General features: G+C 42.1%; 28 protein-coding genes and 1 tRNA gene. 19 read left to right on the top strand and 10 right to left on the bottom strand.

Annotation, left to right across the window (positions count from 1 at the left end; genetic code table 11):
- Positions 1-40: 40 nt before the first annotated feature.
- Entirely contained in the window at positions 41-616 is a 576-nt protein-coding gene (locus tag IEV39_RS03880) for a flavin reductase family protein (RefSeq protein ID WP_005286489.1), read from the top strand.
- 44 nt (positions 617-660) lie between these two features.
- Here the strand turns inward: IEV39_RS03880 and IEV39_RS03875 are convergent, their stop codons facing one another.
- Positions 661-1,227, bottom strand: coding sequence for a hypothetical protein (locus IEV39_RS03875; protein WP_005286492.1), 567 nt, complete (start codon positions 1,225-1,227; stop codon positions 661-663).
- A 162-nt stretch (positions 1,228-1,389) separates the two neighbouring features.
- The gene (locus tag IEV39_RS03870) at positions 1,390-2,160 is read right to left on the bottom strand and encodes an SDR family NAD(P)-dependent oxidoreductase (RefSeq protein ID WP_005286495.1); all 771 of its coding nucleotides are present in this window, start codon (positions 2,158-2,160) and stop codon (positions 1,390-1,392) included.
- Between the two features lie 143 nt (positions 2,161-2,303).
- Here IEV39_RS03870 and IEV39_RS03865 point away from each other — a divergent pair, with 143 nt between their 5' ends.
- Together IEV39_RS03865 and IEV39_RS03860 are read left to right on the top strand one after the other, a co-directional pair.
- The gene (locus IEV39_RS03865; RefSeq protein ID WP_032883165.1) at positions 2,304-3,365 is read left to right on the top strand and encodes an AraC family transcriptional regulator; all 1,062 of its coding nucleotides are present in this window, start codon (positions 2,304-2,306) and stop codon (positions 3,363-3,365) included.
- 13 nt (positions 3,366-3,378) lie between these two features.
- Entirely contained in the window at positions 3,379-4,011 is a 633-nt protein-coding gene (locus IEV39_RS03860) for an FMN-binding negative transcriptional regulator (protein ID WP_005286500.1), read from the top strand.
- On the opposite strand, the gene prmC is transcribed toward IEV39_RS03860, so the two are convergent.
- Both prmC and prfA read right to left on the bottom strand, forming a co-directional pair.
- Complete coding sequence (prmC, locus tag IEV39_RS03855) at positions 4,008-4,826, bottom strand: peptide chain release factor N(5)-glutamine methyltransferase (RefSeq protein WP_005286503.1); 819 nt, start codon at positions 4,824-4,826, stop codon at positions 4,008-4,010. The two genes, IEV39_RS03860 and prmC, sit on opposite strands and share 4 nt — an antisense overlap.
- A complete protein-coding gene (gene prfA / locus IEV39_RS03850; RefSeq protein ID WP_005286506.1) occupies positions 4,826-5,914 on the bottom strand; it encodes a peptide chain release factor 1 in 1,089 nt (362 codons plus the stop codon). Before prfA ends, prmC begins: the two co-directional genes overlap by 1 nt.
- A gap of 239 nt (positions 5,915-6,153) precedes the next feature.
- On the opposite strand from prfA, the gene yiaA reads away from it, so the two are divergent.
- From yiaA to IEV39_RS03830, 4 genes are all read left to right on the top strand, one after another.
- Positions 6,154-6,621, top strand: coding sequence for an inner membrane protein YiaA (gene yiaA, locus IEV39_RS03845; protein ID WP_005286509.1), 468 nt, complete (start codon positions 6,154-6,156; stop codon positions 6,619-6,621).
- A gap of 242 nt (positions 6,622-6,863) precedes the next feature.
- Positions 6,864-7,292 (top strand): hypothetical protein, encoded by a 429-nt coding sequence (locus IEV39_RS03840; protein WP_005230980.1) that lies wholly within the window; start codon positions 6,864-6,866, stop codon positions 7,290-7,292.
- A 144-nt stretch (positions 7,293-7,436) separates the two neighbouring features.
- Positions 7,437-8,804, top strand: a complete 1,368-nt coding sequence (gene trhP, locus IEV39_RS03835) for a prephenate-dependent tRNA uridine(34) hydroxylase TrhP (RefSeq protein WP_005286512.1) — start codon at positions 7,437-7,439, stop codon at positions 8,802-8,804.
- Between the two features lies 1 nt (position 8,805).
- On the top strand, positions 8,806-9,054 hold the full coding sequence (locus IEV39_RS03830; RefSeq protein WP_005286516.1) for a YfhL family 4Fe-4S dicluster ferredoxin: 249 nt from the start codon (positions 8,806-8,808) through the stop codon (positions 9,052-9,054).
- Positions 9,055-9,104: 50 nt separating this feature from the next.
- On the opposite strand, the gene glyA is transcribed toward IEV39_RS03830, so the two are convergent.
- A complete protein-coding gene (glyA, locus tag IEV39_RS03825) occupies positions 9,105-10,358 on the bottom strand; it encodes a serine hydroxymethyltransferase (protein WP_005286522.1) in 1,254 nt (417 codons plus the stop codon).
- Positions 10,359-10,520: 162 nt separating this feature from the next.
- Here glyA and IEV39_RS03820 point away from each other — a divergent pair, with 162 nt between their 5' ends.
- The gene (locus tag IEV39_RS03820) at positions 10,521-11,348 is read left to right on the top strand and encodes a DUF695 domain-containing protein (RefSeq protein WP_005286525.1); all 828 of its coding nucleotides are present in this window, start codon (positions 10,521-10,523) and stop codon (positions 11,346-11,348) included.
- A 53-nt stretch (positions 11,349-11,401) separates the two neighbouring features.
- Here the strand turns inward: IEV39_RS03820 and IEV39_RS03815 are convergent, their stop codons facing one another.
- Positions 11,402-12,640 carry an alpha/beta hydrolase family protein gene (locus IEV39_RS03815; protein ID WP_005286528.1) on the bottom strand — a complete coding sequence of 413 codons (1,239 nt, stop codon included), beginning with the start codon at positions 12,638-12,640 and terminating at the stop codon, positions 11,402-11,404.
- A 245-nt stretch (positions 12,641-12,885) separates the two neighbouring features.
- Between IEV39_RS03815 and IEV39_RS03810 the strand changes: the two genes are divergently transcribed.
- Both IEV39_RS03810 and IEV39_RS03805 read left to right on the top strand, forming a co-directional pair.
- Positions 12,886-13,569 (top strand): putative quorum-sensing-regulated virulence factor, encoded by a 684-nt coding sequence (locus tag IEV39_RS03810; RefSeq protein ID WP_005286531.1) that lies wholly within the window; start codon positions 12,886-12,888, stop codon positions 13,567-13,569.
- Positions 13,570-13,715: 146 nt separating this feature from the next.
- Positions 13,716-14,288, top strand: a complete 573-nt coding sequence (locus IEV39_RS03805) for a hypothetical protein (RefSeq protein ID WP_005286534.1) — start codon at positions 13,716-13,718, stop codon at positions 14,286-14,288.
- 23 nt (positions 14,289-14,311) lie between these two features.
- Here the strand turns inward: IEV39_RS03805 and IEV39_RS03800 are convergent, their stop codons facing one another.
- Both IEV39_RS03800 and IEV39_RS03795 read right to left on the bottom strand, forming a co-directional pair.
- Entirely contained in the window at positions 14,312-14,854 is a 543-nt protein-coding gene (locus IEV39_RS03800) for a hypothetical protein (protein ID WP_005286537.1), read from the bottom strand.
- A gap of 181 nt (positions 14,855-15,035) precedes the next feature.
- Positions 15,036-15,111, bottom strand: a tRNA-Arg gene (locus tag IEV39_RS03795).
- A 275-nt stretch (positions 15,112-15,386) separates the two neighbouring features.
- On the opposite strand from IEV39_RS03795, the gene IEV39_RS03790 reads away from it, so the two are divergent.
- From IEV39_RS03790 to IEV39_RS03750, 9 genes are all read left to right on the top strand, one after another.
- On the top strand, positions 15,387-16,322 hold the full coding sequence (locus IEV39_RS03790) for an ABC transporter ATP-binding protein (RefSeq protein ID WP_005230992.1): 936 nt from the start codon (positions 15,387-15,389) through the stop codon (positions 16,320-16,322).
- Positions 16,319-17,092 (top strand): ABC transporter permease, encoded by a 774-nt coding sequence (locus IEV39_RS03785; RefSeq protein ID WP_004772656.1) that lies wholly within the window; start codon positions 16,319-16,321, stop codon positions 17,090-17,092. Before IEV39_RS03790 ends, IEV39_RS03785 begins: the two co-directional genes overlap by 4 nt.
- Positions 17,089-17,904 carry an NADPH-dependent 7-cyano-7-deazaguanine reductase QueF gene (queF, locus tag IEV39_RS03780; protein WP_005286541.1) on the top strand — a complete coding sequence of 272 codons (816 nt, stop codon included), beginning with the start codon at positions 17,089-17,091 and terminating at the stop codon, positions 17,902-17,904. The genes IEV39_RS03785 and queF overlap by 4 nt, the downstream gene beginning before the upstream one ends.
- Positions 17,905-17,939: 35 nt before the next feature.
- Complete coding sequence (locus IEV39_RS03775; protein ID WP_005230994.1) at positions 17,940-18,599, top strand: hypothetical protein; 660 nt, start codon at positions 17,940-17,942, stop codon at positions 18,597-18,599.
- A 165-nt stretch (positions 18,600-18,764) separates the two neighbouring features.
- Entirely contained in the window at positions 18,765-19,907 is a 1,143-nt protein-coding gene (gene rodA, locus IEV39_RS03770) for a rod shape-determining protein RodA (protein ID WP_005230995.1), read from the top strand.
- A gap of 19 nt (positions 19,908-19,926) precedes the next feature.
- Positions 19,927-20,928: a lytic murein transglycosylase B gene (gene mltB / locus IEV39_RS03765; protein ID WP_005286544.1), complete on the top strand. Its 1,002-nt coding sequence runs from the start codon at positions 19,927-19,929 to the stop codon at positions 20,926-20,928.
- A gap of 290 nt (positions 20,929-21,218) precedes the next feature.
- Positions 21,219-21,830 (top strand): septal ring lytic transglycosylase RlpA family protein, encoded by a 612-nt coding sequence (locus IEV39_RS03760; RefSeq protein WP_004772666.1) that lies wholly within the window; start codon positions 21,219-21,221, stop codon positions 21,828-21,830.
- A 141-nt stretch (positions 21,831-21,971) separates the two neighbouring features.
- The gene (locus IEV39_RS03755) at positions 21,972-22,424 is read left to right on the top strand and encodes an Mpo1 family 2-hydroxy fatty acid dioxygenase (protein WP_005286547.1); all 453 of its coding nucleotides are present in this window, start codon (positions 21,972-21,974) and stop codon (positions 22,422-22,424) included.
- Between the two features lie 51 nt (positions 22,425-22,475).
- Positions 22,476-22,907, top strand: a complete 432-nt coding sequence (locus IEV39_RS03750; protein WP_005230998.1) for a hypothetical protein — start codon at positions 22,476-22,478, stop codon at positions 22,905-22,907.
- A 10-nt stretch (positions 22,908-22,917) separates the two neighbouring features.
- On the opposite strand, the gene IEV39_RS03745 is transcribed toward IEV39_RS03750, so the two are convergent.
- Together IEV39_RS03745 and sthA are read right to left on the bottom strand one after the other, a co-directional pair.
- Positions 22,918-23,391 carry a DUF3465 domain-containing protein gene (locus tag IEV39_RS03745; protein ID WP_005230999.1) on the bottom strand — a complete coding sequence of 158 codons (474 nt, stop codon included), beginning with the start codon at positions 23,389-23,391 and terminating at the stop codon, positions 22,918-22,920.
- 79 nt (positions 23,392-23,470) lie between these two features.
- The gene (sthA, locus tag IEV39_RS03740) at positions 23,471-24,886 is read right to left on the bottom strand and encodes a Si-specific NAD(P)(+) transhydrogenase (RefSeq protein WP_005231000.1); all 1,416 of its coding nucleotides are present in this window, start codon (positions 24,884-24,886) and stop codon (positions 23,471-23,473) included.
- Positions 24,887-25,048: the final 162 nt, after the last annotated feature.

The raw sequence follows: 25,048 nt of genomic DNA, 5'->3' as shown, positions 1-25,048 counted from the left end.
ATGCAACAATAATCCGTGTTATCTCCTTTCTGGATTGCATATGAGTGCCCAACATATTACCGCCGTTGAACTTTCCAAAACCTATCGTCTACTCAACCACGGCCCAACCGTACTGGTGTCGGCTCAACATGAACAGGATACGGATGTCATGGCAGCAGCATGGGCATGTGCACTGGAATTTAGCCCAGCCAAGGTCACGGTTGTACTTGATAAAAGCACCAAGACCCGTCAACTGGTTGAGCAAAGCGGTTACTTTGCGCTACAAGTGCCCTGTTACGCGCAAATTGATATGGTGCACCAACTCGGTACGATTAGTAAATTTGACCAGCCCACCAAACTGGCAGATTGCAAAACCGAACTGTTTTATCAGGACGCTTTTCCTGTCCCGCTGGTCACAGGTAGCTTGGCATGGTTGATATGTAAAGTGATTCCGGAGCCACATAACCAGCAAGCACACGATTTATTTATTGGCGCTGTGGTTGCAGCCTGGGCAGATTCTCGCGTGTTTCGTGATGGGCACTGGCATTTTCAGGACGCTGCAAAAGAATTACGTAGTCTGCACTATATTGCAGGCGGCACCTTTTATTTGATTGGTGATGAAGTCAAAGCCAAATAATCGGCAAAAGCTTAGGCAATGATTTTCAGCATTGCCTGTGTTGTTTATTCAGCTTCCATCATTTCACGATACAGGATATCCAGGAACTGCTGCTGTTTCTGGTTATGCTTAAAATAACGTTGATAATTGACACTACAACTTTCTACATCCGCAATATTGGCCTTGTTAAAAGACCAGTCGCTGGTGTCTTTGACAGTAATCCCGAGATCATCATCGCAACTCTGCCACAATTGGGCAAATCGACTGCGCTGACTGGCATCCAGTTGTTGAAAGTCGGCATAAACAGAAAAACCGTGCATCTCTGAATTAAAAAATTTCGAAATCATGCTGACAGGCACACCGCCCCAGCGCATGGGTTGATCTTCCGGAAAACGAATATCAATAAGTTTATCTTCCGGCATGATCTTATCTTGTTCGCCTTCCTTTAAAAACTGGGTGTCATACACCAGTGTAGTACCTGCAGGGACCAGAATTTTTTTCACCACACGGGCTTCACGGGTTTTGTAATAGGGATAATTCGGTGTTGAATTTCCACCCGTTGGATTCATATTGCCAACACAACCGCTCAGACACAGGCCCAAGCATGCGGACAGAATCAATCTATATGTCATATCAATCCTATTAGTATGATTATTTTTATCAAGTCACGGTCTATTACCTTAGAAGCAAAGCTGTTCACAGACAATATAAAATTTGAGCAAGAAAAGAAAAAACAGTTGTGAAAGCGAAGTTCACAACTGTTCTATGGCGTGATTGAATACTGTTAGCAAGGCTTATTTTGGTGCCATACGAATCGCACCGTCCAGACGGATCACCTCACCATTCAGATATGAATTCTCGGCGATATGCGCCACCAAGCGTGCAAATTCTTCTGGACGACCCAAACGCGAAGGATACGGCACCATTTGGCCCAACGCATCCTGTACGTTCTGTGGTAAACCTTTTAACATCGGGGTTTCCATGATGCCCGGTGCAATGGTCATGACCCGTATGGCATGGCGGGCCAGTTCACGTGCAATGGGCAAGGTCATCGCGACAACAGCACCTTTCGAAGCAGAATAGGCCGCTTGCCCGATTTGCCCGTCAAAAGCAGCCACCGAAGCTGTATTGACGATCACCCCGCGGTCTTCATCGCCTTCCGCAACGCTATTCTTACTCATGGCATCTGCTGCAAAGCGCAGCATATTAAATGTCCCTGTGACATTAATCTGTAAGGTTTTCGAGAACATCGCCAGATCATGCACACCCTCTTTACCCACAACTTTTGCAGAGGGGCCAATGCCGGCGCAATTGATCAGACCATAAACACTGCCATGTTTGGCAAGTACATCTTTAAAAAACTGTTCCGCAGCAGCTTCATCGGTCACATCCAGTTTTACAAATTCTGCCTGAGCTCCCAATGCCTGTGCCTGTTGTTCCCCTGCTTCAACATTCATGTCAACCAAGGTGACTGACGCACCTTTTTCAACTAAATATTCAGCTGTTGCCGCACCTAGACCAGAGCCACCGCCTGTAATAACAAAATGTTTTCCCTGAATTTTCATTTACGTTTCCTATCAAATTAAAGATATAAATTTTTATAACCAAGCCTAAAGGCAACTTTTTTCCGATACAATTTCAAAAAGTAGCAAATTGAATGCGACTTTTGAGCAGTCGATCTATTTATTCTCCTGTATATCATGTGCCTATGACCAAAAACCACACTCCCGATCTTAATGCGGCCAAGGATACAATTTCAAATGCTTTAATTCGGGAAGCATTAAGCGTTGCTGCCAGTCGCGGCTTAAATATTGTCAGTATTGCCAATCGGGCAGGCATTTCAGCTGAACTGTTAAGCTCAGGCAAAGCACGCGTTCCCGTTACCCAGTGTGCCCAATTATGGGTGGAGCTGGCAGAAAGCATGAATGATGAGTTTCTCGGCATGGATACCCATCCCATGCGTAGGGGCAGCTATCAATTACTGGCAAAACTTGCCTTTAATACAGAGAATCTGGAACAGGCTATTAAAGAAATTCTCAAGTTTTTAGCCCTGATTCTGGACGATATTCGCGGCGAACTGGTTCAAAAAGGCAATAAGGCCTATCTGGTCCTGCATGATCGTGAACAACCGAAGCGGATGTTTACCTATTCAACCTTTCTGATGCTGGTCCACAGCTTAATGTGCTGGCTGAGCGATCAACGTATCCATTTTCATAAAATGAGCTTTAGATGCCATCCACCTGTTGAGCTACAGGATTATCGTGTCCGCTTCTGTGAAAATATCCAGTTTCATGCCGCACAAAACAGCATAGAATTTGATGCACATTATCTAAAACATAAAATCAAAAAAGACAAACAGGCGCTCAATGATTTTCTGAGACATACCCCTTACAACCTGATCGTGCGTTTCAAGAATGAAAATTCGTTAAGTCTGCAAATACGCCGGCAATTACTGCTGCAAGCACCTTCAGAATGGGCAGAACTGAAAGATATTGCCCAACAGTTGAATATGTCGACTGCGACCATCCAGCGTCGTTTAAAACAGGAAGGTGTCAGCTACCAGCAACTGAAAAATGATATTCGCTGTGATATCGCGATTGAACGACTGAGCAAAACCGATGATTCGATTCAAACTATTAGCGATGATCTGAACTTCCATGATCCCAGCGCTTTTCATCGTGCCTTTAAAAAATGGAGCGGTGTCAGTCCGGGCAGTTATCGAAAAAGCTCACCCTTGCAGAAAAACAGACGTAACCGCGTCGATGAGTAAAAGGAATTAAACTATGTACCTTCCTGAAATATTTGAAGAAAAAGACCCTCAAAAACTTTATCAACTGATTCAGGATTATCCGTTTGCAACGCTTATCAGCCACAGTAGCGAAGGTCTAGATGCCAATCATTTGCCTTTTAAGCTGATACCGGATGAACAAAATCAAACGGCGATACTACTTGCACACATTGCCAGAAATAATCTATTGCACATGCAAATCCCAAACGGCACAGAAGTCCTGATTATCTTTCACGGTGAACAGGGTTATATTTCACCGAACTGGTATCCCAGCAAACAACAGCACCATCAGCATGTACCGACATGGAACTATCAGGTGGTACATGTCAAAGGTAAAATTAATTTCTTATCTGATGAAAAAGCATTACGCGGCATTTTGGCGAAGCTGACACGGACACATGAAGCCAATCAGCCCGTTGCCTGGAAAATGTCCGATGCACCGGATGAATACATTGCTCAGCAACTACAAGGAATTGTGGGTATTGAAATTCAGATCACCGAGATCACGGGCAAATTTAAACTCAGCCAGAACCGGGAAAAAGTCGATGCCTTAGGCGTAGTTGAAGGGCTGGAAAAATACGGCAATCCCAATCTAGCAAAAGCCGTACAGCACTATATAGAAGATTAAGCAGACTTTTGGGCTAAACTGACCCGATCATTGCCGCCATAGTCCTTGATGGTCTGGATTTGCTCAAAACCCTGCTGTTCAAAAATTTGACGAACAGCCTCACCTTGTTCATAACCATGTTCCAGCACAATCCAGCCCTCTGGTTTGAGCCAGTCCTGGCCTTGCTGGATAATGGTTTCAATATCTGCCATGCCATGATGATCTGCAATCAGCGCACGCTCGGGTTCAGACTTGAGCTTTTGCATATGCACATCTTCTGGATCAATATACGGTGGATTTGAGACAATTAAATCAAATTGCTGCTGATCAAGTGCCTCAAACCAGGCACCACAGGCAAATTTCACCTGCATGAGACCATGCCGAAGCGCATTTTCCTGCGCAACCTCTAAAGTTGGCGCATAAATATCAGTCGCCATGACCTGCCACTGCGGACGTTCACTCGCCAGTGCCAACGCAATTGCACCGGTACCTGTACCTAAATCAACAATATTGGACTGTTGATCCAGCGGCAGCTTTAATACCGTTTCTACAAGAATTTCAGTATCTGGACGCGGTACCAAAGTATCATGCGTCACTTTCAGGTCTAAGGTCCAGAATGGCTGTGAACCAGTGACATAGGCCAGTGGTTCACCTTGCTCGATACGGGCCAATCCTTCCAGAAAAGCCTGCTCCTGCATGTCCGTCAATTCTTGCTCAAGTCGCAGTTTCAGTTCTAAGGCATTAATCCCCAAAAGATGCTCAAGTAGCCATGCCGCCTCTTGGCGCTCATAGCTATCAATTTCGCCTTTGATCTCTAACGCTTGCGCAATATTCATCAGCCGCCATTTTCCTGTGCAAGCATTGCCAGCTGATCGGCCTGATATTCACGATGCAAGCTATCCAGTAATTCGGTTAAATCACCTTCCATAATCGCATCTAACTTATATAAAGTCAGGTTAATACGGTGGTCGGTCATACGCCCTTGAGGATAGTTATAAGTCCGGATACGCTCTGAACGGTCACCTGAACCGACCAGATCACGGCGCATTTCTGAGGTTGCCGCATCGGCCGCTGCACGTTTGGCATTTTCCAGACGCGACACTAACAACGCCATCGCTTTGGCTTTGTTCTTATGCTGTGAACGCTCTTCCTGACATTCCACTACCACACCTGATGGGAGATGGGTAATACGTACCGCAGAATCGGTTTTGTTAATGTGCTGACCACCCGCACCTGATGCACGGTAAGTATCAATACGTAAATCGGCAGGATTGATTTCCACGGTGGTATCAACATCCACTTCTGGAAGAATCGCAACCGTACATGCCGAGGTATGAACACGGCCCTGTGATTCCGTTGCAGGGACACGTTGCACACGATGCGCGCCGCTTTCAAATTTCAGGCGACCATACACACCTTCACCATCAATCCGGCAAATGATTTCTTTATAACCGCCGTGCTCACCTTCATTTTCAGAAAGCACTTCTATACGCCAGCCTTGGGTTTCAGCGTATTTACTATACATACGGAACAAATCACCCGAGAAGATCGCAGCTTCGTCACCACCAGTTCCGGCACGTACTTCAAGATAGGCTGCATTGGCATCGTTTGGATCTTTTGGAATCATCAACACATTCAGCTGATCTTCAAGCTCAACCAGCAGTGCCTTATTTTCTTTAATTTCTTCTTCTGCCATATCTTTGAAATCAGGATCTGACTTCATCATTTCAGCAGTTTCGATATCTTCTTCCGCTTGACGATACTTACTCCAAACTTCGGTGATTTCAGTTAAATCATTATGTTCACGAGACAATTTACGGAAACGTTTATTGTCCGAAATCACTTCTACATCAGCGAGTAATGCAGTCAGCTCTTCATGACGATCACAAAGTTGATCGAGTCTTAAACGGAGTGATGCTTTCATGGGTGGAATATCTCAAAAATCTAAAGACTCAGTGCAGATGAAGCATGAGCAAAATCAAAAAATTGCGCATAGTTTACAGACTCTGCCACTTAAAAGACATAGTGAAATAGTGGAACTTACCATTCCCCCATCATTTCATCACAAATTGTTCAGTTTTAGTTTTTACGACTTGTTCTCTGCTCAGCGCTTGGCTATAAATAATACAGGACAAATAGAATGATAAAACAACAGGATAAACTATGAATAATTTTATTAATCGTCCAACTTCAGCCTTTATTGCCGCAAGCTGGGTGGCCTTACTCGCCGGTGCTGTCGGCTTTATGATTGGGTTGTGGAATGCCAACATGCCCTTGCATGAAAAAGGCTATTATCTGGTGATTTTACTTTATGGACTTTTCTCGGCAGCCTCCCTTCAGAAAACTGTCCGTGACCAACTCGAAGAGATTCCGGTAACGGCCATTTACTATGGACTGTGCTGGGCCTCCATGGCAGTGTGTATTGTGCTATTACTGATTAGCTTATGGAATGCTGAACTGAGCATGAGCGAAAAAGGCTTTTATATTATGTCTTTCCTGCTCAGTTTATTCGGTGTAGTCGCCACTCAAAAGAATATTCGTGATCTTAATTATTTACGCCTGCAAACAGAACCTCATCCCCGTCAACTTAAGCTGGATGAGGATTCTGTAAAAGATCAACCACAGGATTAATGGGTATTTTTTCAATAAAGGCTTAAAAAATATTTAAGCCTTGCTTTTAACATTATTCATCTAAATCACTGTTTTTGAAAACATATACAGTTTAAAAAAAGATAATTTAAAACAAAAGATTACAATCTGGACACCAAAGAGTAATACTTCTGGCATGCTTCTCCACACTTTCATTCTCAAACTTTGTTACATTTGCAGCCATTACAAAGAGGTCCGATTTTTTGGCGGACACGGAGTCAAAAATGAAATTAAACGCTTGGTTATGTGGTGCAATCTTTGCAACTTCATCACTTGTTACTGTCGCTCATGCCGATAACGGAACTCGTGTGGCAGCAACATCTGCACTCGGCAGTGTCGTGGGTACGGCACTCGGTAAACAAATTGGTGGCAATAACGGCGCAATGATTGGCTCTGCGCTTGGTGGTGCTGGTGGTGCAGCTGCTGCAAGTAGCAAACGTACACGTACTGAAGCTGCGATTGGTGGTGGTCTAGGTGGCGTGGGTGGTTATACCGTAGGACGTAATCTTGGCGGTACAACAGGCGGTTATATCGGTGCTGCTGCGGGTGCCGCAGGTGGTTCAGCCTTAGGCCGTAAAGTAGGTCAAGACCGTTACTATGACAATCACCAATCTAAAAAATATAAGAAAAAGAGAAAGCATCGTCATCATTAATTTCTTAGAAAGCACCTTCGGGTGCTTTTTTATGCGCTGAGCTTTCTCTACACGACAATAAAATCCTGAGCAAAATGCTAGGTTGAATCCTGTTCCTGAACTTTCTAGAATAATTCCCTATTTTTTATATGCCTTTTTTGCATGATGAATACCGAATTACTCTCTCCTGCCGGTTCGCTTAAAAATATGCGCTATGCCTTTGCCTATGGCGCAGATGCGGTCTATGCTGGCCAGCCTCGCTATAGCTTACGTGTACGGAATAATAAATTTGACCATGACAATCTAAAAATCGGGATTGATGAAGCGCACGCCTTAGGCAAAAAATTTTATGTGGTGGTCAATATCCAGCCGCATAACAGCAAGCTTAAGAATTTTATCCGTGACCTTGCACCGATTATTGCCATGCAACCGGATGCATTGATTATGTCTGATCCAGGCTTGATCATGATGGTACGCGAACATTTCCCTGAAATGCAGATTCATCTTTCGGTACAAGCCAATGCTATTAACTGGGCCACAGTAAAATTCTGGAAAGATTACGGTCTCAGCCGCATTATTTTGTCTCGTGAATTGTCAATCGAAGAAATTGAGGAAATCCAGGCACAGGTACCAGATATTGAACTGGAAGTGTTCGTACATGGCGCACTGTGTATGGCCTATTCCGGACGTTGTCTGTTATCTGGCTATATGAATAAACGCGATGCTAATCAAGGTGCCTGCACCAATGCCTGTCGCTGGGAGTATAAAATCCACGAGGCACAGGAAGATGCCAATGGTGATGTCATTTCTGTTCAGCAACTTGATACCGAAAATTCCTGCTGCGCTCAGCGCCCTGATGCGGCGATTTCAGCGCAAACCGTTCTGGTACAGCGTAATGATGAAGACATGTTTGCGGCTGAAGAAGATGAGCATGGCACTTATTTCATGAATTCAAAGGATTTACGTGCAGTACAGCACGTGGATCGACTTACTAAAATTGGAGTAGCTTCACTCAAAATTGAAGGTCGTACCAAATCCTATTTTTATTGTGCCCGTACCGCACAGATTTACCGTAAGGCCATAGATGATGCACTTGCAGGTAAGACATTTGATACCAGCTTAATGAGCCAACTGGAAGGCTTGGCTAATCGAGGCTATACCGAGGGCTTCTTACGTCGTCATGTGCATCAGGATTATCAAAACTATGCAGATGGTTCATCTCACTTTGACTACCAACAGTTCTGTGGTGAAGTGATCGGGCGTAATGGCGACCATATTCGGATTGAAGTCAAAAACCGCTTTCTGGTCGGCGACTCACTTGAGTTAATGACACCCAAAGGCAATATCAACTTCAAATTAGAACAGATGCGCGATCTTAAAGGCAATACCATTGAGAATGCCAAGGGTTCAGGCCATATTGTCGAAATTCCCCTCTCTCCAGAGATTGATATTGCTTATGCGCTGCTGATCCGTCATTTACCTGATGCCACTGAGCAATTACATTCGACAGCTTTAGCCTATTCGGCAGATTAAAATGGCTTTATTGATTACCAACGCTTGTATCAACTGTGATATGTGTTTGCCTGAATGCCCTAATCAGGCGATTGATGAAGGTGCAAAAGTCTATGAAATCGACCCACTCCGCTGTACCGAGTGTGTCGGTTTTTATGAAGTAGCTACTTGTGTGGCGGTGTGTCCGATTGACTGTATCAAACCTGATCCGCACTACCCTGAAACCCAAACTGAACTTTTACAGAAGTTTAAACGTCTACAAATGGCATAAAACACAGCGATAAAAAAAGCGCCTAACGGCGCTTTTTTCAGCTATACAAATTAGTTTGCATATACCGGGAATTTTGCACAAACTGCTTCAACTTTTGCTTTTACATCAGCGATAACTTTCTCATCACCTTTGCTATCGATCACATCAGCGATCCAGCCAGCAAGTTCACGCACTTCCGCTTCACCAAAACCACGTGTGGTTACTGCTGGTGTACCAATACGGATACCAGAAGTCACAAATGGAGAACGAGGGTCATTTGGAACCGCGTTTTTGTTTACAGTGATATGCGCTGCACCTAACCATGCATCTGCATCTTTACCCGTTACGTCTTGTTTGATCAAAGACAATAAGAATAAATGGTTTTCTGTACCGCCAGACACAACATCATAACCACGTGCAATTAACACTTCAGCCATCGCCTGCGCATTCTTCACAACTTGTTGTTGATAAGTTTTGAATTCAGCAGACATTGCTTCTTTGAAGCAGATTGCTTTTGCAGCAATCGCATGCATCAACGGACCGCCCTGGTTGCCCGGGAATACAGCCGATTGAAGTTTTTTCTCGATTTCTTCGTTTGCTTTAGCAAGGATCAAACCAGAACGTGGACCACGAAGGGTTTTATGCGTCGTTGTAGTGGTTACGTCTGCGATTTGTACCGGGTTTGGATATACACCAGCAGCAACAAGACCAGCAACGTGAGCCATATCAACAAACAGATACGCACCTACTTTGTCAGCGATGTCACGGAAACGCTGCCAGTCTACAACTTGGCTATACGCAGAGAAACCGGCAACGATCATGCGTGGCTTATGTTCTAGTGCTAGACGTTCAACTTCTTCATAATCGATTTCACCCGTTTCTGGGTTTAAACCATACTGGATCGCATTATAAGTCTTACCAGAGAAGCTTACTTTAGCACCGTGAGTCAAGTGACCACCGTGCGCCAAGCTCATACCCAATACGGTATCGCCCGGGTTAAGAAGTGCAAGGTAAACAGCCGAGTTTGCTTGAGAACCAGCGTGTGGTTGAACGTTTGCGTAATCAGCGCCGAATAATTCTTTTGCGCGATCAATTGCAAGTTGCTCGATCACGTCAACATATTCACAACCGCCGTAGTAGCGTTTGCCAGGATAGCCTTCTGCATATTTGTTAGTAAGTTTTGATCCCTGTGCTTCCATCACAGCTGGTGAACAATAGTTTTCAGATGCAATTAACTCAATATGCGCTTCTTGGCGTACGCCTTCAGAAGCAATCGCTTGAGCTAATTCTGGATCAAATTCAGCAATAGAAATATTGGCAAACATTAGCGGAGGGTCCTATAAATTAGGGCTTTTAAGCCGTGCTAAAGATTGGTGCGTATTGTAGCACGAAGTTTGCCTTTTCACAGATTGATATTGATTAAATTCTTGCTGAATTTTACTGATCTTGCTTGGTATTCTATCAATCAAATAAAAAAGGATATGCAAATGGGATTTATTGAGAAATTTCTTTCGAAGAAAAATCGTACACCAAACAACTCCGCTGAAAACCAGATATTAGAAGTTCCTGAAAATTGGAATTTTTATATGTGCGAAATAGAAGAACAGCCGGCCAGTTATTTCTTAAATCTGGCTTTAGCAGATGTGGCACCGCTACCAGAAAGATCAACCTTAATATGGGTGGAAATACAAATGAACCACTCCAGAGAAGATGGGTTATCTTCCAGTGAAGAGTTCGATCATCTGGCCGAGATGGAAGATCAAATCATTCCCGCACTTACAAATCACCATCCGATGCTTTATGTAGGACGTTTAACCCATAATCACTTGAGAACATTTTATTTCTATGCTCAGGATGGCGTAGATGACGAACATAGCATTCATCACATCATGCAAAGGTATCCAGACTATAGCTATCGACTCAGTAAAGAGAACGATTCAAGCTGGTCAACCTATTTGAATTATATGTTTCCCAGTGAAGAAATCATGCAAACGATTTCCAATAGAGCGGTCATTGAGAACCTTCAAAGTCACGGAGACAATCTTGAGCTTGCCCGACCTGTAGATCACTGGATTTATTTTCAGAATGAAAATGACAGTACAAATTTTTTGAATGCCGTTAATGGCTTAGGTTTTGAGATAGTGAATCAAACATACCTTGCGGAGCCAGCACATCACCCCTACCAATTACAGATTTCCAGAATTGATCACGTAGACCTACACTCTATCGATGCATGTACCCTACAACTCTGGAAATTAGCCCAGCAATTTAATGCAAAATATGATGGCTGGGAAACCCAGATCATTAAAAACTGATAAAACAAGCCCAATCATCGTGATACGCCGATTGGGCTTGTCAGGATACTGACTTAATTATTCGCAGGCATCGCAGTTTTTACATCATTGACAATATTGCCGATATTCAAGACATAAGCTGTACCGTGATCCCATTCGGCACTAGTAAGATATTGGATTTTGGAGCCTTTATTCTGAGCTAGCGCAACAAGTGCATCCGTTGCCGCTTTAGGAACGGTAGTATCTTGTGCGCCTTGATAAATCGTGACAGGCTGATTCAACTTCACTTGAGCGGGTTGTGAATCTTTTTCCAAAAATGTTTTTACCAATGGCACAGCCATGAAATTGGTTTGTGTACGAGGATAATTGGTTAAATTACCATTGCTCAGTGCATATTTCTGCATGGCGGCTCCAAACTTTTTACCTAGCACATCAAAGCAATCCGTTTCTGCATTGTTAGCGATCCCATCCGTTGGCGACTGGAATACATTGGTATAGCTAAAGCTTGGTTCAAGGTTTCTTAGTCCAGCGGTAATTAAGGCAGTAAATGTATCCAGTTGTGCATACATTTCAATTTTTTGCGGCAAAGGTGCATTTTCAACAGATGCATTCCCATTGACCAAAATAGCTGCCAAATTAGATGCAGGAGCAACAGCAATTGTTCCTTTATAATCCAGTTTGGCACGGCTTTGATATTGTGCTGCCCCTAATGCCGCTTGCCCACCTTGTGAATGCCCCACCGTCATCCATTGACGTGATACAGTTTTACCCTGTCCTGCCAAATAATATCGTGCAGCAACTACTGCATCTGTAATGGAGAACGCCTCACTCTTAACATTCAAGAAGGGATGCAATTCTCGGCCGCTTGGTTCTCCCAAGCCTTCATAATCAGGCGCAACCACCACGTAACCAGCAGCAAGTAATTGCGTAATCATACTTTGAATGTAAGGGTTAGTTACATTACGACTTGGCGCACATTGATCTGCCACCCCTGTTGTACCATGTGCCCATGCAACAATTTTCCATCCGCCTGAAGGTGTTGGCCCGCCTGGAACAAACAACAGGCTGGTTGCCATCGTTTCCTTACCATTCTGTCCCAACATTTTATAGGTCAGTACGGAACTTTCAGTAGCTACTGCGCTAAAATCTGTTTTGGTATATGCTACTGGAACCCCCACAACCGGATCTTTAATATTATTCTCAGGAACTTCGGGTTTGGGTGTATAGGTTGTATCGCCATCATCACTGCCACCACATGCCGTCAACAATAGGCTCGAACTCAACATCGCAATGGATAATAATTTCATTTTCATACAGTTTTCCCTGAACTATTTTGTTTTTCATTTTAATACTTAGTATTTTTTTTACTAAGGCAATTCCTTCCATAAGAATGCGCTTAATATCAAATTGTTCAAGTATTTTTTCAATTTTCGCTGTTAATTTATCCAAACTCAATTTTATGTTTAAAAAAATAAAGTGACCTTTACGGATTCAATCCTGTTTCAAATAAATTTCTTGTAAGATATTGGCATTCTCCACTCAGCTCAGGTCGACTTTCATGCAAGCCATTATCCTTGATACAGAAACACATACCTTGAATGGTTTGCCGATTGAAATTGCCTACGCTCCGATTGAAATAGAAAATGGAAAACTCAGTCTGGATAAAAAGCAGATTTTTGATCAGCTTTATCAGGTTGGACAACCGATTTCTTATGCTGCCATGGCAGTGCACCATATTTTAGAGTCTGATCTGGTGGGACAACCTTTTTATAAGGAATTCCAGCTTCCAACTCAAACCACCTATATTATTGGTCATAACGTTGACTATGATATTGCCGCTATTGCCCGTTGTGGTGTCGATGTATCTCAACTAAAGCCAATCTGTACTTTAGCTCTTGCACGCCATGTCTGGGAAAATGCTGAAGCACATAATATCTCCGCCCTCATCTATCTGATTTCTAAAGGTAGCGATAAAGCGCGTGAAATGCTTAAAGGTGCGCATCGTGCTGATGCAGACATTATCTTAACGGCCAATATCCTGATGCATATTATTCATCAGCTGAATATTCAAGATATTGAACAACTCTATGTTGCCTCAGAACAGGCGCGCATTCCTAAAAGTATCACCTTTGGCAAACATAAAGGAACGGCCATTCAGGACCTTCCTGCCGACTATATTCAATGGTTGATGCGTCAGGAAGATCTGGACCCATATTTACGCAAAGCCTTAGAAGCAAAATGAGTCGAACAAACTCAAAGCCAAAGCAGCTTAACAGCCTTCGATCTTAATTTTAAAAGGCAGTAATATTTAATAAATTGTTAATATTACTGTCATTTTTTAACTCTATCTTAATTTCCGTCTTATCTTGATTAGGGGGAAATTAAGAGATGTCACATTTTTTTAAAACTGAACTTGGGCAAAATGCCTTACAACAACGCAGTATTGCTTTAACTGCCCGCCAACGTCGTTTATTACTTCTAATTGATCACGAAGATTTTAAAGAGCTTAATCAGGCGTATAAGCAACGGATCGCACCCACCGAACTGGTGCAACAACTGATTGATATGGGACTATTGGCGCAACAGCAGTCCTCACCTGTAAATAAACAACAAAGCCAAACAACGTCAACAATGGCTGCTTTTGATAAGACCCTATCTACTCAATCGGCGCCAGTTCAAGAAAAGCAAATAATTCGACCAACACCTATAGTTGAAGAAACACTTGAACTGGAAAAACTTCCTTTTGTTGAAATCCAGCAGGTTATGATTCAGACACTAAGCAGTTATTGTGGTCTGATGGCTCGCCCGCTAATACAAAAAATTCAGTCGATTGATTCATTAAATCAACTGAAAGCTTGTCAGATGCAATGGATTACCTCATTGCAAGAATCACGGATTCCGCCAAGTCAATTGAATCAAACCTTGAAACTGATTAATTATTCTGTACAGCATTTATCATAATCAATAAAGATTTTATGAATCATTTATGAGCTTTGAGTGACTGAACATACAAATGGAGCACCTCTTTCAAAAGGTTCTCCATCCAGTACAATCAGATATAGCCCTTCTGTTTTTAATAAGCTATTGTATTTACGCCCTTGTGACGATGCCTCAAACTCTTTGGATAATTGATTAAATACATCAGCAAAATTGGGATTCGCAAGTTTCAATAAATCCCGACAATATTTTAATGCCTCATTTTTTGAAGCCTGATAATCATTCGGATATCTTGAAGAGACAACAACCTCGCTCCAACTTTCGAGATCGGGTCGTTTTGATACTTTAATATCTAGCCAATGCTCCTCTGGCAAGAAAAAATAACTTGAGTTGGCATCTATATTATTAAATCTCACCTGATTCTTATCAGCCCGAACCTGAGAATCAAGATCAACCAACTGTTTAGAAAGTCTATCCAGAAAAGTAGTCATCGCCAGATAATCTGATCTTTCAACATCTGCGACCTTTTTATAAGAATCCGTACAACCTGCACTCAGAAGCAAACTTAATACTAATATTTTCTTATACATGTTTTATCCAACACACTGATGTTTTAGGTTGTAGCAATTATAAATAGGTTAATTTACCTGTGGACTGCAAAATTATCATAAGGAAAAAGCTGGGTAGCTACAATTGATGAGAAGTATTAATGGTTAAACGATTGAATAGATATAATATATGAGTAATTTTTTTAGTCTTAAAATGTAAATCTGGTGCGCTCAGCGGGACTCGAACCCACGCCACAGGCTTCGGAGACCTGTACTCTATCCAGTTGAGCTATGAGCGCATGCGAGCCACATCATAGGCAAAAAAAACATATTGGTAAACATGTAGGCTTAAACAAAAATGTTTTTTGCTTATTAAAACAACAATTTCATGTTTTTTATTACGATATTATTAGTTTTAAGCGCCCAAACTGGATAAAAAACAGGACTATTCTCTTTTAAATCGGCTTGAATACACAACGTTCTGTTTTTAACACGCCATAAACCTATTTTTCTACTTGGTTTATTTTTTCATATCGCTCAAAATACCCGTTCTATTTAACAACGTGAGACGTTTATGACTGATGCTTTGGTGTTGAGCGATTTGTCCAAAACTTATCGTAATGGTTTTCAGGCGTTAAAAGGTATTAATTTAACCGTACCTGAGGGTGAGTTTTATGCATTATTAGGCCCTAATGGTGCAGGAAAATCGACGACGATCAGTATCATTAGCTCTTTAGCCAAAAAAACATCTGGTTCAGTTGAGATTTTTGGACATAACTTAGATACCCATCCTTCTCAAGCAAAACAATGTCTTGGTGTTGTTCCTCAAGAATTTAACTTTGGTCAATTCGAAAAAACCTTCGATATTCTAGTGACCCAGGCCGGTTATTACGGCATTCCTAAAAAAGTGGCAGAACAACGTGCCGAACATTATTTAGAAAAGCTTGGCCTATGGGAAAAGCGTAATATTCAATCACGTATGCTTTCAGGCGGTATGAAACGCCGTTTGATGATTGCACGTGCCATGATGCATGAGCCGAAGCTGCTGATTCTGGATGAACCTACTGCCGGTGTTGATATTGAGCTGCGTCGTTCGATGTGGGACTTTCTCACTGAAATGAATGACAACGGTACCTCTATCATTCTGACCACGCACTATCTAGAAGAAGCAGAAATGTTGTGTCGTCGTATTGCAATTATCGATCGTGGTGTGATTAAAGAAGATACCACCATGAAAGGCTTCCTTAATCAGTTGAATGAAGAATCATTCATTTGTGATCTGGCTGAACCGATTAGTGGTTTTGATCTGAATATTATTGGCTTCAAATTTAATCTGATTGATCCTGTGACTCTCGAAGTCACCATGGATAAAGCACACAGTATGAATGACCTGTTCCTGTTATTGCAGTCTCAGAACATTCAAGTGAACAGTATGCGGAATAAATCGAATCGTCTGGAAGAGTTATTCGTGAAAATGGTCGAGAAAAATCTTGCAGGAGCGAATGAATGAACTTCAGTCAATTAAAAACTGCACTCTGGACTTTAGTTGTTAAAGAAATTCGTCGCTTTATGCGCATCTGGCCACAAACCTTGCTGCCACCAGCGATCACCATGAGTTTGTACTTTGTGATCTTCGGAAATCTGGTTGGTTCACGTATTGGCGAAATGGGCGGCTTTAGCTATATGCAGTTCATCGTGCCTGGTTTGATCATGATGGCGGTCATTACCAATAGTTATGCCAACGTTTCTTCAAGTTTCTTTAGTGCAAAATTCCAGAAAAGTATTGAAGAACTGATTATGAGTCCCGTACCACTGCATTTAATCCTGTGGGGTTATGTGATTGGTGGTGTCAGCCGTGGCGTTCTGGTTGGCCTGATTGTGACCATCATGAGTTTGTTCTTTACCCATTTAGAAATTTATAATTTATTTGTGACGATCTACACCGTCATTATTACTTCATTATTATTTTCTCTGGGTGGCTTTATTAATGCCGTGTATGCGAAGTCTTTTGATGATATTTCAATTATCCCGACTTTCGTATTGACCCCGCTCACCTACTTAGGTGGTGTGTTCTATGCCATCAGTGCATTAAGCCCTTTTTGGCAAAACGTCTCTTTAGTTAATCCGATTGTATATATGGTCAATGCCTTCCGTTATGGCATTTTAGGGCACAGCGACGTCAATGTGGCCTTCTCTTTAGGTGTTGTAACCCTGTGCTGTGTTGTCCTCTATGCAATTGCCTATCATTTATTAGCTCGTGGTTCAGGAATGCGTGAATGAGTGTTGAACTTTCTTTATTGGGTAAAGACACCCAATACCCGACTCAATATCAACCGGAAGTTTTATTTCCAATTACCCGTGCTGAGTCTCGTCAACAATATGCGCATATTGAAGGCATTACCCAAGGTAAAGACTGGTGGCATGTTTTTGAAATTTCATGGTTGAATCAGCTAGGTTTGCCTCAGGTGGCGATTGGCCGTTTAACCTTGCCAGCCAGCTCACCGAACTTAATTGAATCAAAGTCACTCAAGCTGTATTTCAATAGCATGAACTTTACCCAATTTGATTCGAAGCAAGCCTTTATTGCAACAGTTGAACAGGACCTGTCCAAAGCTGCGGGTGCTCAAGTTGAATTACAGCTATTTCAAGTTGATGACTTGGAGATTTCAAAACCGCAAGGCATTTGCATTGATGATTTGGTTCCTGAGCGTCTTTCCGAACATCCGGATTCAAGCTTATTGCAATTCGATGCTACGGCCGAAGAAAACGTAGAAATTGAACTTTACTCTCATCTTTTAAGAAGTAATTGCCCGGTCACAGGTCAACCAGACTGGGGTACAGTTTTTATTCGCTTGCAAGGTAAAAAGCCTTGTTATCGCAGCGTTTTAGCTTATATTATCTCGTACCGTCAGCATAATGGTTTCCATGAGCAGTGTGTCGAGCAAATCTTTGCCGATATCTGGCAACTTTTGCAACCTGAAAAACTGATGGTTTATGCAACTTATACTCGCCGCGGGGGCTTGGATATTAACCCATGCCGAGTATCAGATTTGTCATGGATGCCCGAGCCAATTCGCTTGGCACGACAATAAAACGAATAAATTTGATATATAGAGGACGTTCTTCAATGACCAGTTATTTCGGTATTCTTCCGTCAGCAAGTTTGAGTCAGGACATTCAGCTTGCACAAGCCAATCGTGACAGTAAAGAGCCTCAATACCCTTTACGTGACAAAATCTCTCTACAGCTTACTGATGAGTTAATTGACACCATGTTGGTTCACCTGGTTCAGCAGTTTCCACCAAGTGATAAACGGGATACCACCGAAGGTCTGGCGATTAAAATTCGCGGCATTGTTGAAACACTCATGAAACAGTTGTTAGGCAAAGCGTCAAATGATCAGGTGCGTGAATCTTTAGCCTTTATGGAAAAGAGCCTGTTCATTGACAATGACGGTAAACAACGCATCGGTACCGTATTACCAGATAGCCTTGTGACTGACATGAAAAAGAGCTTTGCCGAAGTGGCTGCCGGAAACGGTAAAGAGCAACGCGATGTATTAACACAACAGTTTAAGACTTTCGCTGATGCGCTGATTCACCACTTTATGACTGAATATAACAAGACACTGGGCCTGGGTATGGTCAAACGTGGCGTTGCCAGTGTAGCAACCAGTGGTGTTGAAACCGCCGTGCATATCGTGATCAAGAAATTGATTCCAAGCCTAAGCCAAGTCGAACTTGAAGTCTTCACCAAGCACTTTGATCAATTATTGGTTCAAAAATAAGCTTTGCTCCAGAAGAAAGCGACGATTGCAAAATCGTCGCTTTTTTTATGCCGATTTTATGCAAAATTAAGCGCTTATAAATGTCACAAATTCTAAATTTGCATTGTCTAAATCGGCGATTATGTTAGCATGCGCGAAGCGTTGATTTACTTGATTTAGAATCGCATGTCTCCAAGCTCACAATACAAATTTTTGCGTCAAGCACCACGTGATGGCTTGAGCACAGCCAATCAACTTTCCCGTTGGCAACAACTTCACCTTGATCCCTGGCTCTGTCTGTTTTTGATCCTCAATGCCATACTCGGACTCACTGTTTTATATAGTGCATCTGCCCAAGATGTCGGGCTTGTTACCAAACAGGCGATGAGTTTCGGGATCGGCTTTGCCGTGATGTTTGGTTTGGCCCAGATTCCACCCAAAGTCTATCAGGCATTCTCACCTTACTTTTATGTATTCGGTGTCTTGTGCCTGATTGCAGTAATGGTCTTTGGTGAAGTGCGTATGGGTGCACAACGCTGGATTGACATTCCCGGCTTTGGTAGTGTGCAGCCAAGTGAGTTTATGAAGATCGGCATGCCAATGATGGTGGCCTGGTTCTTGTCACGCAAGGCCCTGCCGCCAAGCTTCTCTCAGGTTATTCTATCGTTAATGCTGATTGTGGTGCCTTTCCTCCTGATTGCAGAACAACCCGACTTAGGTACTTCTTTACTGGTACTTGCCAGCGGGATCTTTGTGCTTTTCCTCAGCGGCCTGTCATGGAAGTTGATTGCGGCAGCCGCAGGTGCTGCAGGGATTGTTATTCCAATCGCTTGGGAATTCTTGCTGCATGACTATCAACGTCAACGGGTATTAACACTTTTTAATCCTGAGGCAGATGCCTTAGGGACAGGCTGGAACATTATCCAGTCTAAGACTGCGATTGGTTCTGGTGGTTTTTCGGGTAAAGGCTTCCTTGAAGGGACACAATCCCATTTACACTTTTTACCAGAAGGTCATACTGACTTTATTATTGCAGCTTATTCAGAAGAGTTTGGCCTGATTGGTGTTACCCTGCTGATTCTTCTTTACTGTGCAATTATTTTCAGGACCTTCCAGATTGGCCTACAAAGCTTTCATAACTATGGTCGCTTAGTGGCTGGCGCCTTTGGTTTGTCATTTTTTGTTTATGTATTTGTAAACGCAGGCATGGTCAGTGGTATTTTACCTGTAGTAGGTGTGCCTTTGCCGTTCATGAGTTATGGCGGAACTGCAATTATTACCCTTATGTCAACTTTTGGACTGGTTATGTCTATTCATACACATCGATAATGAGGAATTTTATAAACTTATGTTTCTTCCTACTTTAAATAACACTTTTAAATTTTTAACTTTAAGTGCTGGTTTATTCTTGAGCAGTAATTGGGCACAAGCAAATGAATTTTATAATCACCCGAATTACTTTACGTTTAAACAAAAAGCCATGACCACTTATGGCTTAAGCAGCGAACAAATTGACGCTGCCATGAGCGGTGCGCGCAACCTGCCTAATATTCTAAATATCATGACCCGCCCGGGTGAAAGCAAACCTTGGTATCAATATCGCTCGATGTTTTTAGTCGAAGGTACCATTCAACGTGGTGTTCGCTTCAAAAACGAGTATGAAGATGTGCTTAATCGCGCAGAACAGCAGTATGGCGTCCCTAAAGCGGTCATTTTAGGTATTCTCGGCGTAGAAACCGGTTATGGCGCAAATAAAGGCTCTTTCATCACACGTGATGCTCTTGCAACGCTCGCTTTTGGCTATCCACGTCGTGCCGACTATTTTAGTGATGAACTCGCAGCACTCATTTCCTGGACCTATAAAGAAGGTTATCCGACGAATAGCATCGTTGGCTCTTATGCAGGTGCAATTGGATATCCACAATTCATGCCAAGTAACATTCAGAAACTTGGGGTCGATTACGATGGAAATGGACACATTGATCTTAGAAATTCTGCTGCTGATGCGATTGGATCAATTGCAAACTATTTAGCTCAATATGGCTGGGAACGTGATCGTCCAATTGGCTTCCCTGCACGCTACTCAGGCAATAATCCTGACAGCGTAATTGCCAAGGACCTTACCCAGCCAACGCCTTATGGTGAGCTGAAAAGACTGGGTATTACCCCCGTTAACCCATTGGTAAAAATTGATGATCTGGATCTGGTCAATGTGATTCAGTTACAAGATCAGTTTGGTCCGATTTACTATATTACTTATCCAAATTTTCAGGTGATCACCACCTACAATAAGAGCCGTATGTATGCGACAGCAGTATGGTTATTAGGTACAGAAGTAGCTAGCCGATAGGCTAGCTTTTTTACAAGATTATAAAAAGTCAATAATTTTTTAATAAAAAACGAACACAGAATCAGCAAAATTCATTTTTTGTTACAATATTGATTACTATTTAACCAGAAACTGTAAGTTTTTGCCCTTTTTGTAACTATTTATCGTTAAAGACTAGACACACTTCGTAAGCGATGAATATTATCGCCGCAAGTTAAAAGTAATTGCAAAAGTGAATAATTAGACATGTGCACTATATTTCAGGCCGTTTTTACTGAAATAGAAAAGCATGTTCTCTAGGAGTTTATACAATGCAGTTTTCGCTAAAATATATTCTAGCGCTGACGGCAGGCTTAAGTTTAAGCCCGTTACATGCTGAAATGGTACAGTCTTCATCATTATCAAATGATGTGGATGGTTCTAATTTGGCTGCCCGCGTTCTAAGCAAAGATTCTCAAAATTTTAATTCTCGTTTCTCTAACGTTAATAGTCTTTCAATCACTGAGAGTTCAGGTGACAAAGTTCGTCGCCAAACGATTGCTGCAAAGATCGATATCCCTGAAGAAGAGCCTTCAGTGATTGAAAAACTGAATACTGTTGCTTCGAACACAGTTCGTAAATTCAGCCAAAGCGGCGTTGCCTCATGGTATGGTCGTCAATTCCATGGCCGTAAAACAGCAAGCGGTGAAACATTCGACATGAATGCCATGACTGCTGCACACCGTAGCCTGCCTTTGAACTGTTACATCCGTGTAACTAACAAAGACAATGGCAAGAGTGTGGTTGTGAAGGTCAACGATCGTGGCCCATTCCATGGTAACCGTGTATTAGACTTATCTTATGGTGCTGCAAAGCAACTCGGTATGTCTAGCGCTGGTACGGGTAATGTCAGCATTGAACGTGTTGATGGTCCTAACTCTTAAGCGTTAAACCACATCATTCAAAAAAAGTCGCTTCATGCGGCTTTTTTTTATTTTTATCGGCAATCTTTTTTAACGCTTTACGCCCTGTTCTTTTGTTCGGTATATTGAAGCCATAAAAATGAATATAGCGAGGAGCGCATTGTGAAATCGATAGATGAGTGGTTTGATGAATATAGCGATAGCCATCAGAACCAGATCAACAAGAAAATTCATTGGGTTTGTGTGCCTGCCATCTTATTTTCGATTATTGGTATCCTTGCGCACTTTAGCAGCTTACTCACCGCGTTGTTGCTGGTTTTAACTTTAGTCTTTTATGCTCGTTTAGACCTGGTACTTGCAATTGCAATGGCAGCTTTATTGGCCGTGATGGCATGGCTGATTGTGATCTTGCCAGTCGGTGTCGGATTCTATATCGGGGTATTTGTAATTGCCTGGATCGGTCAATTTTATGGTCATAAAGTTGAAGGTAAGAAGCCTTCTTTCTTTAAAGACTTACAATTCCTTCTGATTGGCCCTGTATGGTGCATGGACGCGTATTTAGCTAAAGTCCTACCTAAATGGAAAATTCGTCAAAAATTGGCGCTTACACGCTAATTTAGCGCCTATCTTGCAAGTAACCTTTAAATATTCAGGAATAGGATTTAAATGTCATATCAATTTGTAGGCTTTTTTGCATTAACCGCGCAAATGAAAAGCCCTTTTTATCCTATTGACGGGACTACTTGGAAAGATATCAAAGAACCATTCCATGGCATTGGGATAAAGCTCTCCCCATCAATTAAAACGCCATCGTCACCAGATGAAATAAAAGCTCTTTTTAGAGCGATGAATATTAATCATGTTAGACAATGGCTTTTTATTGAATATGAGTGTTTTGGCGGCTCAATTGACTATATTTATGCACTTATTATGAAAAATGGTGAAATATATGGTCCAATTGAAGAGTCAGCACTTGAAAATGTTGAGAGAGTTTATATCAATTTAATGAATGAATTTGGCATCTCAAAGAAAGATGCTCTTCAATTTAAACCATTTGATCGAGATTTCTGGGATGAACAAATAACTCTTTCTCCTTAACTCTCTTATATTATTGATACATTTTCCCTTGATATTTTAGCCATCCATCCATGTGTTTTCCGCGTGGATCATGATGCGTCCAGTGAATTACGCCACCTTTCTGGCTATATTCATATTCACCATAGAACTCAACAACATCGCCCTTTTTAAGCCCTTCAATTCTTGGTGCCAGATCAATATTGTGCGCAATGAGAACGGTTAATCCATTGTCCAGCTTAAGAATCATTTTCTGATGTCTTGAGCCATCATTATCATCAGGCAAAATCGCTTTCACTACGCCCTGAGCTTGCACCTGAACATTACTGCGTTGCTGCTGATAAGCCTGCATGATCTTGTGCTGATCATCGACAGAAACCTTATTTCCTGTATTCGAAGTCTGAATACCAGCACCAGTATTTTGTTTTTGCTTAAGATCCAGACCAAAATAAGCCGCGACCAACAAGACGATGGCAACAATGATCAGATTATTTTTTTGATTTTTCATATTTCCCTTTTATTCAACTCAAGATAGCAAAATGCCAATCAAGGTGATTGGCATTTGCATCATACAAGGACTGACTGGCTTAGAACAAACGATTCATACCATTTAAAGACGCAACACGATAGGCTTCAGCCATGGTTGGATAGTTGAAAGTAGTCTCAACAAAATACTTCAAGGTATTGTTCGGACTATGCATCACCACTTGTCCAATGTGGATAATCTCTGCCGCATTGTTACCAAAACAATGAATACCTAATACTTCTAAAGTATCACGGTGGAATAGAATCTTTAATTCACCCACCGTATCACCGGTAATCTGCGCACGCGCCAGATGACGGAAAGAAGCCTGCCCCACTTCGTAAGGGACTTTCTCTTCCGTTAACTCCTGTTCGGTCTTACCAATCGAAGAAATCTCTGGAATGGTATAAATACCAGTTGGAACGTCACGGATTGGCTTGACATTTTTCTCGCCAACCATGTTCGCACCTGCGCAACGACCTTGGTCATATGCCGCTGATGCCAATGACGGCCAGCCAATCACATCACCCGCTGCATAAATATTTTCTGCTTCGGTCTGGTATTGATCATTCACCATCAACTGACCACGACCATTTGGCACCAAGCCTACATTTTCAAGACCTAAACCATCGGTATTGCCTGAACGGCCATTACACCACAAGATCGCATCTGCCTTGATCTTCTTGCCACTTAATAAATGCAGAACCACGTGATCATCAAACGTCTCTAAATGATCAATCTGCTCATTGTGACGGATCAACACGCCTTGCTCACGTAAGTGGTAAGATAATGCATCGGCAATTTCATCATCCAGATAGCTTAAAAGCTTTTGCTGGGTATTGATCAGATCAACCTTATGATCTAATCCAATGAAAATTGACGCATATTCACAACCGATCACGCCTGCACCATAAATGATGATTTTCTGGATGGCGAAATCTAGATCGAGAATCTTGTCTGAATCAAATACACGTGGATGATTAAAATCCAGGCCTTTTGGCTGATATGGACGGCTACCCGTTGCAATCACAATCTGCTTGCAAATAATGGTGTCTTTAATACCATCCTGACCAAAAATCAGAACCGTGTTCTTATCCTGTATATAAGCACGTCCATGAAAGACTTCGATTTTATTGCGATCATAGAAACGTGTATGCGTGTCAACTTGCTGCTGAATCACTTTATGCGCATTACGTAATACCTGTTTCATGGTGAACTGTTTCCATTCACCGACTTTCTGAAACATTGGATCACGTTGATAACGAATGATACTTGAAACTGTTTGACGCAAAGCTTTACTTGGAATTGTGCCTACATGTGCGCAGTTACCGCCGAGTTGATCACGAACATCAACGATTGCAACTTTTTTACCTGCTTTTGCAAGCTTCATTGCCGCGCCTTCGCCAGCTGGGCCAGAACCGAGAATTACTGCATCATATTTAACAATATTCCCACCAACGACCTCTTTCTTACGTGGCATTCAAAGCTCCTTTGTCTCTTAACCGTTTTTGCTCTCTATATGATAACCAATATGCAGCGAGATGATGTATTTCACAACTATATATTTTTATATATTTACATTTTCAAAATGAATACCACTTTTCCTGCTTTAATGCGGTAAATTTGACTATAATATTCACAT

Origin of the sequence: Acinetobacter courvalinii, assembly GCF_014635545.1 — a bacterium.
In the GTDB taxonomy this organism is placed as follows: domain Bacteria; phylum Pseudomonadota; class Gammaproteobacteria; order Pseudomonadales; family Moraxellaceae; genus Acinetobacter; species Acinetobacter courvalinii.
The sequence above is the reverse complement of the archived record's forward strand: the minus strand, read 5'-3'. Positions and strand labels throughout refer to the sequence as shown.